This is a genomic window from Kineosporia sp. R_H_3 (assembly GCF_002198675.1).
Classification (GTDB): Bacteria; Actinomycetota; Actinomycetes; order Actinomycetales; family Kineosporiaceae; genus R-H-3.
Genome location: NZ_MWLL01000253.1, coordinates 1 through 12,872 on the forward strand (window position 1 = coordinate 1; position 12,872 = coordinate 12,872).

Annotated in this window: 10 protein-coding genes; 4 read left to right on the forward strand and 6 right to left on the reverse strand. The window is 73.8% G+C overall.

Annotated features, from left to right (window positions below; translation table 11 throughout):
* Positions 1–1,343: fibronectin type III domain-containing protein (locus ECOMGDLI_RS32155; RefSeq protein WP_143448062.1), on the forward strand; the 1,343-nt coding region annotated here is incomplete at its 5' end.
* On the forward strand, positions 1,340–2,311 hold the full coding sequence (locus ECOMGDLI_RS32160) for a hypothetical protein (protein WP_088320896.1): 972 nt from the start codon (positions 1,340–1,342) through the stop codon (positions 2,309–2,311). The genes ECOMGDLI_RS32155 and ECOMGDLI_RS32160, both read left to right, overlap by 4 nt.
* A gap of 18 nt (positions 2,312–2,329) precedes the next feature.
* Here ECOMGDLI_RS32160 and ECOMGDLI_RS32165 read toward each other — a convergent pair whose 3' ends face one another.
* Complete coding sequence (locus ECOMGDLI_RS32165; protein WP_088320897.1) at positions 2,330–2,806, reverse strand: pyridoxamine 5'-phosphate oxidase family protein; 477 nt, start codon at positions 2,804–2,806, stop codon at positions 2,330–2,332.
* A 262-nt stretch (positions 2,807–3,068) separates the two neighbouring features.
* On the opposite strand from ECOMGDLI_RS32165, the gene ECOMGDLI_RS32170 reads away from it, so the two are divergent.
* Positions 3,069–4,529, forward strand: a complete 1,461-nt coding sequence (locus tag ECOMGDLI_RS32170) for a cytosine permease (protein WP_088320898.1) — start codon at positions 3,069–3,071, stop codon at positions 4,527–4,529.
* Positions 4,530–4,615: 86 nt separating this feature from the next.
* Here ECOMGDLI_RS32170 and ECOMGDLI_RS32175 read toward each other — a convergent pair whose 3' ends face one another.
* The 5 genes from ECOMGDLI_RS32175 to ECOMGDLI_RS32195 all read right to left on the reverse strand — a co-directional run bounded on the left by ECOMGDLI_RS32175 (position 4,616) and on the right by ECOMGDLI_RS32195 (position 10,788).
* Positions 4,616–5,893: a cytosine deaminase gene (locus ECOMGDLI_RS32175; protein ID WP_088320899.1), complete on the reverse strand. Its 1,278-nt coding sequence runs from the start codon at positions 5,891–5,893 to the stop codon at positions 4,616–4,618.
* Positions 5,894–5,896: 3 nt separating this feature from the next.
* Complete coding sequence (locus ECOMGDLI_RS32180) at positions 5,897–7,189, reverse strand: Rieske 2Fe-2S domain-containing protein (RefSeq protein WP_088320900.1); 1,293 nt, start codon at positions 7,187–7,189, stop codon at positions 5,897–5,899.
* Positions 7,190–7,347: 158 nt separating this feature from the next.
* On the reverse strand, positions 7,348–7,935 hold the full coding sequence (locus tag ECOMGDLI_RS32185) for a pentapeptide repeat-containing protein (RefSeq protein ID WP_088320901.1): 588 nt from the start codon (positions 7,933–7,935) through the stop codon (positions 7,348–7,350).
* A gap of 71 nt (positions 7,936–8,006) precedes the next feature.
* Complete coding sequence (locus ECOMGDLI_RS32190) at positions 8,007–10,313, reverse strand: molybdopterin dinucleotide binding domain-containing protein (protein ID WP_088320902.1); 2,307 nt, start codon at positions 10,311–10,313, stop codon at positions 8,007–8,009.
* 4 nt (positions 10,314–10,317) lie between these two features.
* A complete protein-coding gene (locus ECOMGDLI_RS32195) occupies positions 10,318–10,788 on the reverse strand; it encodes a RidA family protein (RefSeq protein ID WP_088320903.1) in 471 nt (156 codons plus the stop codon).
* Between the two features lie 177 nt (positions 10,789–10,965).
* On the opposite strand from ECOMGDLI_RS32195, the gene leuA reads away from it, so the two are divergent.
* The gene (gene leuA, locus ECOMGDLI_RS32200) at positions 10,966–12,705 is read left to right on the forward strand and encodes a 2-isopropylmalate synthase (protein ID WP_088320904.1); all 1,740 of its coding nucleotides are present in this window, start codon (positions 10,966–10,968) and stop codon (positions 12,703–12,705) included.
* The last annotated feature ends 167 nt before the right edge of the window (positions 12,706–12,872 follow it).

Genomic DNA, 12,872 nt, shown 5'->3' on the forward strand with positions numbered 1-12,872 from the left:
AACATCGCGATGTCGCAGTTCGTCGCGGCGGCGGTCGCAACGCCGACGGCACGGACACGCTGTGGAACATCGAGAAGCTCCGGTTCTGCACGTCGACCGACGCGAACGGCGTCTGCGTGGCCTTCGAGGAGCTCGCGCCGCCGGCCGTGCCGGTGGCTCCCGCGGCCCCGACGATCACGGGTGCCGAGGCCGGTCCGGGCTCGGTCACGGTGAGCTTCCTGCCCAACGGCGGCTCCCCGTTCATGGCCTTCGAGGCCGACGCGCTCGTCGGCACCACGGTCGTGGGCTCGGGCACAGCGGACGGCGCCTCGCCCTCGGTGACGATCACCGGGCTGACGAACGGCACGCCGGTCATGGTCGTCGTGCGCTCCGTCAACGCGGCCGGGCCCAGCGCGAACTCGGCGGCCTTCGGCCCGGTCACCCCGGTCGGCCCGCCGGCCGCCCCGGTCATCGGGACGGCGGCCCTCGCCGGGCCGACGTCGGCGACGGTCTCGTGGACGCCGCCGACCGACACCGGTGGCTCGGCCATCACGGGCTACGAGATCCAGGCGGTGCTGTCGGGCATCCCGGTGTTCGCCACGAACGTGGCGCCGGGCACCTCGGCGACGGTCACCGGGCTCGACCCCGGCTTCACGTACACGTTCCAGGTCGCCGCGATCAACGCCGACGGGCTCACGAGCCCGTTCTCCGCGGAGTCGAACCAGGTCGTGACCGCCGCGCCGGCCACGGCGCCCGGGGTGCCCGCCATCGGCACGGCGACGCGTGGCAACGCGTCGGCGACCGTGCGGTGGACGCCGCCGGCGAACGACGGCGGCTCGCCGATCACGCGGTACCAGGTGCAGGCCCGGCGCGCCGGGACGACCACGGTCGTCGGCACGGTGCAGAACGCGCCGGCGGACGCGACGAGCCTGGTCTTCCCCGGGCTCACCAACGGCACGGCGTACGACTTCCGGGTGCGGGCGGTCAACGCCGCGGGCACGGGGACGTACAGCCCCCGCTCGAACGCGGTGACCCCGGCGACCGTGCCGGGTGCGCCGACGATCGGGACGGCGGCGTCCGGGGCCAGCGGCGGGTCGGTCACCGCGACGGCGCGCTGGACGGCGCCGTCGAGCACCGGTGGCTCGGCGATCACCGGCTACCGCGTCATCGCCCGGCGGATGAGTTCCACGGCGACCAACGCCACGGTGCTGCAGACGGTGACCTCGTCGGTCCGGTCGGCGTCGTCCAGGTCCTACAACATGCCGCTCCCCGTCGCCGGCATCTACCGGTTCCAGGTAGAGGCGATCAACGCCGTGGGTGCGGGCGACCGGTCGGCCCGCTCGAACGCCGTGAACGGTCGATGAGGCTGCGGTCGACGAGGCTGCGGCACGTCGCGGGGGCCGTCGCGCTGGCGGCGGCGCTCGCGGCGTGCTCGGACGGTGCCGCGGGCACCGGCGGGACCGCCGCCGCGGCAGGGGCGTCCGCCGCGGCGGCCCCGTCCGGCTCGGCGGCCCCGAAGGGGCCGACGGTGACCCGGCTCGGGGTGACCGTGACGGGCGGCTTCGGCCAGGCACCCGCGCTCAGCGTGCCCGGCGGGGCGGCCGCCCCGGCCGAGGCCGCGGTCGAGGTGCTGTCGGCGGGCAAGGGACGGGTCGTGCGGGCCGGTGACCTCGTCGTCACCGGCTACCACGTGCAGTCGTGGGGGAGCGGCGGTGCGCCGTCCGCGACCCTCGACGACACGTGGGCGCGCGGGCTGCCGCGCCTCGGCATCGCCGGCCCGACGTCGGCGGACGCCTGGGCGAAGGTGGTCGTCGGCCGGCGGGCCGGCTCCCGGCTGCTCGTCGTCGCTCCCTCCGCCGACGGCTGGGCGCCCGGCGCCGCCGGGGCGAAGGGACCCGTCGCGGTCGTGCTCGACGTCGTGGACGTCGTCGAGCCCGGCGGCGCCGGCGCCGGCACCGCCGTCCGTGGCGGCGCGGGCGGCGGCTACCCCACGGTCGTCGGGGCGCCCGGCAAGGCGCCGACGGTGACGTCCGTCGTGGCGGTGGGCACCTCGAAGAAGCGCCGGTCCCGGCTGCTCGTCGAGGGGACGGGTGACCCGGTCGACGCGAAGCGGACCCTCGTCGTCCAGCTCCTCGAGGTCGACGGCGAGACCGGCCGCACGGTGAACTCCACGTGGGGCGGCTCCCCGGTGCTCATGCCGGGCCGTGCCGTGCTCAAGACCGTCCCGGCCCTCAAGGCCGCCGGGGTCGGCAGCCGGGCGGTCGCCGTCCTGCCCGCGACCTCCACGACCCACGCCCGGGTGCTCGTCCTCGACGTCCTCGACCAGGTCTGAGACCTGCGGACCGGCGGCTCAGCTCCGCCGGATCCGCAGCACCGGCCGGCCCGGCCGCCACGTCTCCACGACGAGGGCCTCCCGGTCGTCGCTGAGGCGGACGACGGTCGCCTCGTCGACGTCGACCCGGAACAGCTCGAACGGGCCGGGCGGCACCTGATCGAGCGACGCGCGGTACGCCGCGTGCACCTGCGGGTCGGTGATCTCGACGGCCGTCCCGGAGACCTTGGCGTCGCCGGACCAGTGGCGGGGCTCGTCGGAGCCGGAGTGGATCGCGACCCGGGGGTCGCGGCGCAGGTCGTCGAAGCGCCGGCTGCCGGGCATCCCGGCGAGGTAGACCCCGTCGTCCCGGACCTCGACCTCGGTGCCGCTGATCCGGGGCGACCCGTCGGCGCGCAGGGTCGCCATCGTCTTGTGCTGATGGGCCTCGAACCGCGCGCGGACGCCTGCCGCGACGTCCGGTGCCTCGGCGAGCAGCCGCGCCCAGGTCGTCATGGAGCGCAGCCTTCCACGCGCACCGCAGACCTGCCGGGTGACCGATGGCCGCGAGGTTAACGCGGGCGTAACGATCACCCCCTGCCGCAACCCCTGCCCGGCGGGTTACTGTGCGCCCGACGGCACGCCCCGCGCCGGCGCCGGAGCACCCGGCGGCGGCGGTTCGGCGTGTCCGGCCAGGTCGTCAGAGACGACGCCGCACGGCCGGCATCACGTCAGCCTCCCCCGTAAGACGTGCTCCTGTCGGAAAGGCAGGCCCATCATGGCGTCCACCCACACCCCTGAGACGGCGACCATCGTCGCCGACGTCCGCGAGGGCGAGTACGGCGCGAAGGTCGCCGCCGTCGAGCCCGGCGGCGCGGAGCTCATCCCGCTCGACGAACGCCACGGCACCCCCGTCTCGCTCTTCTGGACGTGGATGTCCCCGAACCTCGAGTTCGCCACCGTCTTCCTCGGCGTCCTCTCCGTCGCCGCCTTCGGCCAGTCGTTCCCTGCGGCGGTCGCGGCGATCGTCCTCGGGACGGGCCTGGGGGCCTTCTCCCAGGCCATCCTCTCCGCACGCGGGCCGCAGTACGGCGTCGCGCAGATGATCCTGTCGCGGATCCCGTTCGGGTTCCGCGGCAACGCGCTGCCGGCCGGGCTCAACTCCGTCGTCGCCGGCGTCGGCTGGTTCGCGGTGAACAGCGTCAGCGGCACCCTCGCGCTCAACGCGCTCTTCGGCATCCCGAACCTGCTCGGCCTCGTCATCGTCGTCGCCGTCCAGATCGGCGTGGCGTTCATGGGCCACAACTTCATCCACTCCTTCGAGCGGCTGGCCCTGCCCCTGCTCGCCGTCGCCTTCGTCCTCGCGACCTTCGCGATCGTCACGAAGGCCTCGCCGGGCGCACTCACGGGCAACCCGGAGGTCAACGCGGTCGGTGCCTTCATGCTCACCCTCGGCACGACGTTCGGCTACGCCGCCGGCTGGAACCCGTACGCCTCCGACTACACCCGCTACCTGCCCAAGGACGCCGTCGGCAACGTCACGGGCCGGCGCGCCGGCATCTTCGCGGGCCTGGGCATCTTCGTCTCGTGCACCGTCCTCGAGATCATCGGCGCGCTGTCGGTCTCGCTCACCGACGACCCGTTCACGAACGCGACGGACGCCTTCACCTCGAGCATGCCCGGCTGGATCGCCAAGCTCACGTTGCTCGCCATCGTCATCGGCGCCATCTCGGCCAACGCGATCAACGTGTACTCCGGCGCCATGTCGTTCCTCGCGCTCGGCATCAAGATCCGGCTCGGCATGGCGCGCGCGATCGTCGCGCTCGTCTTCGGCGTGCTCGGGTTCGTCGTCGCGTGGGACGGCCTCAAGGACGTCCACAAGTACGAGGACTTCCTTCTCGTCATCGCGTACTGGATCGGGCCGTGGCTCGCGGTCGTCTTCATGGACCAGTACCTGCGCCGCGGTCACGAGGTGAGCGGCTACCTCTTCGACCGCAAGCACAACCCGTGGGCCGGCTGGGCCTCGATGCTCGTGGCGATCGCCGTCTCGGTGTACCTGTTCTCGAACCAGGCCAAGTACGTCGGCCCGCTCGCCGAGAAGTACGCCTGGCTCGGTGACAGCGCCTTCGAGGCCGGCTTCCTCATCGCGGGCGCGCTGTACTTCGTGCTCTTCAAGCTGCAGCGCCAGGAGCGCGACGAGGTCCTGGTCCTCCCCGACACGGAGGCCGCCACGTCCTGACGTCGCGACCAGCTGCGGGGTAACGGCGACGGCATCCTGCCGTCGTCGTTACCCCGCAGCGGTGTCCGGGCGCTGGGGCGGCTGCGTCAGGGGCGCAGGAACGTGACCTCGCGGGTCCCGGCGGGGGTGGTCACCGTGGTCGTGGCGGGTGCGGTGCGGGCGACCACCTCGCCGCCGCGCATCACCAGCCATCGCGGGGAGATGCGGCGGACGGCGTCGGTGGCGGTCGGGGCGTCGAAGACGACGAGGTCGGCGGGGCCGCCGACGCGGATGCCGCCCGAGTCGACGCCGAGCGCCTTCGCCGGGTTCGTCGTCACCATCTCGAGCAGGTACTCCAGCTCGCTCGCACCGCTCATCTGGCCGTAGTGCGCCATGACGAACGCGGACTGCAGCGGGTCGCCGACGCCGAGCGGGTACCAGGGGTCCATCACCGAGTCGTGGCCGATCGCGACGTTGAGGCCGGCGGCGACGAGCTCCTTGACCCGGGTCTGGCCGCGGCGGACCGGGCCGACGTCGAAGCGGCCCTGGAGCACCGAGTTGTCGAGCGGGTTCGTCACCATGTGCAGCCCGGCCCGCTTGATGTTGTTCACGAGGCGGTACGCGTACGCGGCGTTGTACGAGCCCATCGCCGTCGTGTGGCTCGCGGTGACCCGGCCCGTCATCCCGCGCTTGATCGTCTCGGCGGCCATCACCTCGACGAACCGGGCGTGGTCGTCGTCCGTCTCGTCGCAGTGGATGTCGATGAGCCGGTCGTACTCCTGGGCGAGATCGAAGACGTACTGCACCGAGGCGACGCCGTCCTCGCGGGTCAGCTCGTAGTGCGGGATGCCGCCGACGACGTCGCAGCCCTCCTCGACCGCGCGGCGCATGAGGTCCGCGCCGCCGGCGAAGCCGTAGACGCCCTGCTGCGGGAACGCGACGAGCTGCAGGTCGACGAGGCCGGCGAACTCCTCGCGCACCTGCTTCAGGCCGGCGAGCGCCCGCAGGTCGGGGTCGCACACGTCGACGTGGCTGCGCACCGACTGGACGCCCCACGCGAGCTGCCACGTCATGACCTCCCGGGCACGGGCCGCGACGTCGTCCGGCGTGAGGGTCTTGACCCGCTCCGCCCAGACCGCGATGCCCTCGAAGAGCGAGCCGGTCTCGTTCTGCCGGGGCTGGCCCACGGTGAGGACGGCGTCCAGGTGGATGTGCGGCTCGACGAGCGGCGGCGTGACGAGCCGGCCTCCGAGGTCCTCGACCTCGTGCTCGCCGTCGGGTGCCGGCAGGTCGGCGCCGATCGCCGCCACCGTGCCGCCGGCGACGAGGACGTCGACCGGGTGGTCGGTGCCGAGCAGGACGGCGTTGCGCAGCAGCAGGTCCACGGGTCAGGCCTCCGGGTCGGTCGGGTCGGTCGGGTCGGGAGCAGCGCCGGGGGAGCGGTGGCGGGCGAGCACCCGCCGCAGCGCGACGCCGCTGCGGTCCGAGCGCACGTGGAGCTCGTCGCGCATCCGCAGCGGCAGCCCGCGCACGGTCATGGCCGCCTGGAGCGCGAGGTCCTCGGCGAGGACGGCGACCTCGAAGGCCACCTCCTTCGCGACGACGTCCGGCGGCGGCACCGCGACCCCGCCGATGCCGTGGAAGAGCATCTTCGTGTAGACCCGCGTCGAGTCGAGGGCCTCGGGCTGGAGGAAGAACAGGATCGTCTTCACCGCACCGGCGTCGAGCTCCTCGAGGCGCAGCAGGAGCTGGAACGGCCAGCGGTGGACGTACGTCGAGCGGCGGCGCTGCCGCACCGGCCGGATCCCTTGCAGCACAGCGGGATCCTCCGGGTTGTCGAACCACTGGTCCTGCACGGAGACGAGCCCGTCGCCGTCCGACTCCACCTCGAACGGCTCGACGTACGTCTCCTCGGCCGCGCCGAAGGTGCCGGCGTGCACGAACGGGAAGTGCGCGGCGTCGAGGAAGTTCTCCGCGAGCACCCCGGCGGGCGACGCCGACCGGTCGGGCTCGAGCCAGCCGGGTGCGAAGAGCGGGTCGGTGTCGTCCGCGCACTCCAGCAGCGGCACCCGCGGCTCGGCGGGCGCCACCCACAGCACGTCGAACCGGACGGCGGACCGGGCCACCGGCGGGGTCACGGCGAACCCGTCGCCGGCCCGTTCGACGGTGTACTCGCGGCCGAGCAGCCAGGCGGCCACCTGCCCGTGGTCGGGCACCTCGTCGACGAGGAGCAGCGGGTGCCAGCCCGCCTCGAGGGAGGCGTCGAGGTTCGTCAGGGTCTCCTCGGTGGCCCGCAGGTCCGGTAGCGGCGACCCCGGCGCCGCCGGGTCGACCGGTGCGACCCACAGCACGCCGTCCGCCTCCCGGACGCCCCACGGCGCCGCGAGCCGGGCGCGCGGCGGCACCGCGGCGTCCGGGCCGTTCGACGGCACGAGCGTGCAGGCGCCGTCCGGCCCGAACCGCCAGCCGTGGTACGGGCACTGCACGGTGCCGTCGACGACCGTGCCGTGCGCGAGCCGGACGAGCCGGTGCGGGCAGCGGGCCTCGACGACGCCGACCGGGGCACCGGGTGCGGGCCGGAACGCGACCCACGCCCGGTCGCCCGTGCGGACCTCGACGGGGGCCGTGCCGACGCTGTCGAGCGGGACGGTGGGCCACCAACCGTCGACGGGCTGCCTCATGCGACCTCCGGGGGTGACCGAACCATGCGACCACGGCACGCGTCCACGACACGCGACCACGACACGCGACCACGACACGCGAGATTGCCGCGCGACCGGGGCAGCACCCTCGGCGCCCGGACGCATCCTGTCCGATCGCGGGCCCGCCGTCACCCCTGTCAGCCCGTGATCTGCACCCCGAGCGCGGCGGCGATCGCGAGCGCCTGGTCGACCGTCACCTGGGCCCCGCGCAGGTCGGTCTCCCGCGGGTCGAGGGTCGTCATGAGGCTGCCGCGCAGGTCCGCCCCCGACAGGTCGGCCCCGGTGAGCACCGCGGCGTCGAGGTCGCAGTGGCTCAGCGTCATGCCCTTGCCGCGCACCTTCGTCAGGTCGCTCTCACGCATCCGGACGCCCGTCAGCCGCGCCGTCCGCAGGTCGGCGGCCGCGAGCCCGGTGAAGGACCAGTCGCCGCCGTCGACCGTGAGGTGGTCGAACGCGCACCGCTCGAACCGGCTGCCGACGAGCTTGCAGCCGGTGAAGCTCGACGAGAAGAACCGGCACCGGACGAACGTGCAGTTCGTGAAGGCGCTGCCGGTCCAGGCGGAGGCGTTGAACCGGACGCCGCGGAACAGGCAGTCGGTGAACGACGCCGCGGTCGCCCGGGCGTCGGTGAGGTCGGTCTCGAGGAACGCGAGCGCGTCGAACGCCTCACCGGACAGGTCCGCGCCGTACCAGTCACGGTCCGGTGCCTCGTCGCGGTCGAGCATGCGGACGGCGCTCCTCGGGTCGACTGGTCGGGTTGCCGGGTAGGCAGCATCGACCGTACTGCGTGCCCCCGTCAGACGGCCGCGACCTCGACCGCGTACCCGTTGAGGACGGCCGTGCCGGAGAGCGGGTCGACCTCCGGCGGGACGAGCACGTTGACGTTCGCGCCGCCGTCGCCGTCCGCCGTTCGTGCCACGGACAGCCCGGCGCCGTCGACCGCGTGCCCCCAGCCGTGCGGGAGCGACACGACGCCGGGGCGGATCCGGTCCGTCACCTCGGCGACGGTCTCGACGCTGCCCGCGGACGACGTCACCGCGACCGGTGCGCCGTCGACGATCCCGCGCGGCTCCGCGTCGTCCGGGTGGATGTGCAGCGTGCACGTGTTCGAGCCGGTGACGAGCGAGGGCAGGTTGTGCGCCCACGAGTTGTTCGAGCGCAGGTGCCGGCGGCCGACGAGCACGAGGCCGCCGTCCGCGACGGCGGCCGTCGCCTCGTCGAGCGCGGCGCGCAGCCGGGCGACGTCCGCGACGACCGGCGCCGGGGCGAGCTCGACCCGGCCGGACGGCGTCCGGAGCACCTCGGGCAGCCGCGGCTCGAGCGGGCCGAGGTCGACACCGTCCGGTGCGGCGGCGAGCCGGTCGAGGGTCAGCCCGTCCGGGCGCGCGCCGAAGCCGTCGCCGTACGGGCCCAGCCGCAGCAGGGCGTCGAGCATCCGGACGTCGCCGGTGCGCGGCGTGCCGTCGGCGGCCGTCGAGACCTGCGCGACGAGGTCGGCGACGTCGCGCCCGTGCACCGGCGACCCCTCGGCGGCGACGTGCTGCCCGAGCAGCGTCGAGACGACGAGGGCGTCGACGGCGTCCGGGTCGACCTGCGGGGCGAGGGTCTGCAGCACCCCGGCGAGCCGGCAGAGCGTGCGCCACTCCGGCTCGACGTCGCCCTCGGCGGGCAGCACGGCGGGGGAGAAGTGCGCGGTGTTCCGGCACGCGAACTGGTTGAACGTGAGGTCGTAGTGCGGGCGCGCGAGCGGCCCGGGGACGGGCAGGACGACGTCGGCGCGGGCGGCCGTCTCGGTGCGGTAGAGGTCGACGCAGACGAGCACGTCGAGGCCGTCGAGGGCCTTGCCGAGCCGCCCGCCGTCGGGTGCGGACAGGGCCGGGTTGCCGGCCACCGTCACGAGCCCGCGGACGTGGCCGCCGAGGATCTCCTCCGCGAGCGCCGCGGTCGGCAGCTCGCCGAGCACCTCGGGCAGGCCGCGCTCCGCGCTCGTCCAGCGGCCGAAGCGAGGGCTGCGGGCCCGGGACGTGGGCGAGGAGTTGCGCTGCCCGGCCGCGGCGAGCGGGAACATCACGCCGCCGCGGGAGTCGAGGTTGCCCGTGAGGGTGTTGACGACGTCGACGAGCCACGAGGTGAGCGTCCCGAACCGGACGGTCGTCGTCCCGATCCGCCCGTAGACGGCGGCGGACGGCGCCGCGGCCAGGTCGCGGGCGAGCGTCGTGACGGCCTCGGCGGGGAGGCCGACGACGGGGGCGACGGCGTCCGGCGTGAACGGGGCGAGCACCTCGGGGAGGGCGTCGAGCCCTTCGAGGTGGGCGCCGACGTGCGGGCCGACGTCCGCGAGCCCTTCTGCGAGCAGGACGTGCGCGACGGCTGCGAGGAGGAAGACGTCGGTGCCGGGGCGGATCGCGAGGTGGGTGTCGGCGGCCTTGGCGGTGCGCGACGTCCGCGGGTCGACGACGACGAGGCGGCCGCCTCGTCTGCGCAGGGCGCGCAGCCGGCCGGGCATGTCGGGGGCGGTCCACAGCGAGCCGTTCGAGGTGAGCGGGTCGGCGCCGAGGACGACGAGCAGGTCGGTGCGGTCGACGTCCGGGATCGGCACGGTGAGCGGGTCGCCGAACATGTACGTCGTCGCGACCTGCTTGGGCATCTGGTCGGTCGTCGACGCGCTGAAGACGTTGCGGGTTCCCGCGGCCCGGGCGACCGCGCCGACGTAGAGCTGGCCGGCGAGGTTATGGACGTTCGGGTTGCCGAGGTAGAGCCCGAGCGCACCGCGGCCGTGCTCGGTGACGACCCGGCCGAGCCGTTCGGCGACGACCGACCAGGCGTGCTCCCAGGTGGTCTCCTCGCCGTCGACGAGCGGGGCCCGCAGCCGGTCCGGGTCGTGCTGGAGCTCGCCGATGGCCAGCCCTTTCGGGCAGGCGAAGCCCTTGCTGAAGACGTCGTCGGGGTTGCCGCGGGCCTGGACGACGCGGGGCGCCCCGCCGTCCGGGTGCCCGACCTCGACGAGGAGGCCGCAGGTCGCCTCGCACAGGGGGCAGGTGTAGCGGTGCGTCGTCGTCTGCGTCGTCGTCTGGGCTGCCGTCCGGGCCGTCGTCTCTGACATCCGGTCAGTCTGCGGGAGCGGCCGGTGTCGCGCCATCGTCGGGGAGCACCGCGACGGCCTCGATCTCGACGAGCTGGCCCGGCCAGCCGAGCACCGTCACCCCGAGCAGCGTGCTCGGCGCGGGGTAGCCGCCGCAGAAGGCGTGGAAGACCTCCCAGGCGGTGAGCAGGTCGGCGCGGTCCGTCGTCGCGACGTAGACCGTGGTGCGGACGACGTCCGCGAACGACGCGCCGCCGGCCTCGAGGGCGACGACGAGGTTCGCGAGGACCTGCTCGGTCTGGCCGCGGACGTCGCCGGGCGCGACGACCGTGCCGGTGGCGTCGATCGGGCACGCCCCGGCGGTGAACAGCAGCGTGCCGGGCGCGGAACGGTGCGCGGAGTAGGCGTACGGGACGCCGTCGAAGAGACCTGGCGCACCGTGCAGGGTGACTCGTGGCGTGACCGGTGGCGTGACCGGTGGCGTGAGCGGTGGCATGTGCCGATGCTGCCACCGACCGTGTACGGTGTGTCCGTGCGCGTGGCGTCCCTCCTCCTTCGCCGCCGCGGCGGGGCCCTCTAGGCCGGTCCCTCGCCGCGGGGAGCTCGCGTGCGCCGGCCGATCTGAAGCACCACTCGATCAGGGCCCCAGCGACTCCCACGTAGAGGCGAGGACATGAACAACACCCAGCAGCCCTCCGGCATGCCGATCCACAAGTACCTGCCCTTCTCCGAGCAGATCCAGGTGGAGCTCCCGGACCGCACCTGGCCGACGAAGCAGATCACGAAGGCGCCGCAGTGGTGCGCCGTCGACCTGCGCGACGGCAACCAGGCCCTCATCGACCCGATGAGCCCCGAGCGCAAGCGGCGCATGTTCGAGCTGCTCGTCCGGATGGGGTACAAGGAGATCGAGGTCGGCTTCCCGTCGGCGAGCCAGACCGACTTCGACTTCGTCCGCCAGCTCATCGAGGACGACGTCATCCCGGACGACGTCGTCATCCAGGTGCTGACCCAGGCCCGCGAGCACCTCATCGAGCGGACCTTCGAGTCGATCCGCGGCTCCAAGCAGGCCGTCGTCCACCTGTACAACTCGACGTCCGTGCTGCAGCGCCGCGTCGTCTTCGGCCTGGACCAGGACGGCATCGTCGACGTCGCGCTCGAGGGCGCCCGGCTGTGCATGAAGCTCGCCGACGAGGCGATCTCCGAGGGCACGAACATCTACTTCGAGTACTCGCCCGAGTCGTACACCGGCACCGAGCTGGAGTTCGCCGCGCGGATCAGCAACGAGGTGCTCAACGTCTTCGAGCCCGCACCCGACCGCAAGGTCATCATCAACCTGCCCGCGACCGTCGAGATGGCGACGCCGAACGTCTACGCCGACTCGATCGAGTGGATGCACCGCCACCTGGCCCACCGCGAGAACGTCACGCTGTCGTTGCACCCGCACAACGACCGCGGCACCGCCGTCGCCGCCGCCGAGCTCGGCTACATGGCCGGCGCCGACCGGATCGAGGGCTGCCTGTTCGGCAACGGCGAGCGGACCGGCAACGTCTGCCTCGTCACGCTGGGCCTCAACCTGTTCAGCCAGGGCGTCGACCCGCAGATCGACTTCTCCGACATCGACGAGGTGCGGCGGACCGTCGAGTACTGCAACCAGCTGCGCGTGCCGGAGCGGCACCCCTACGGCGGCGACCTCGTCTACACCGCGTTCTCCGGGTCGCACCAGGACGCGATCAAGAAGGGCTTCGAGCACCTCGAGCGGGACGCCGCGGCGGCCGGCAAGAGCGTCGACGACATCCCGTGGGCGGTGCCGTACCTGCCGATCGACCCCAAGGACGTCGGCCGCACGTACGAGGCGGTCATCCGGGTCAACAGCCAGTCCGGCAAGGGCGGCGTGGCCTACATCATGAAGCACGAGTACTCGCTCGACCTGCCGCGCCGGCTGCAGATCGAGTTCAGCCAGGTCGTCCAGCACGTCACCGACGACCAGGGCGGCGAGGTCGCCCCGGCCCAGATGTGGAAGATCTTCGCCGACGAGTACCTGCCGTCGGACGACGAGCCGTGGGGCCGGTTCCGGGTGCGCGGCATGCGCGCGACGAGCGAGGACGACGGCCTCGACCACCTCTCGGTCGACGTCGAGGACGCGGGCGTGCTCAAGCACCTCGAGGGCACCGGCAACGGCCCGATCGCGGCGTTCGTCGACGCGATCGCGACCCTCGGGGTCGACGTCCGGGTGCTCGACTACACCGAGCACGCGATGAGCGCGGGCGGCGACGCGAAGGCCGCGGCCTTCCTCGAGTGCGCGGTCGGCGACCGGGTGCTCTGGGGCGTCGGCGTCGACCCGAACATCATCCGGGCCTCGCTCAAGGCCGTCGTCTCCGCGGTGAACCGCTCGATCGGCCGCCCCGCAGCCTGACCGCTGCGCCCACCACCGCACCCGCCACCCCCGCGGCGCCGTCCCCACCGGGCCGGCGTCCCGGTGGCGCGCGCCCACGAGGCGCGCCCCAGGTGCTGCTGATGCTCACGGCAGGTACCGATCCACGCGCCCAGAAGGCCGCGGGACGGTACCCGCCGTGAGCATCG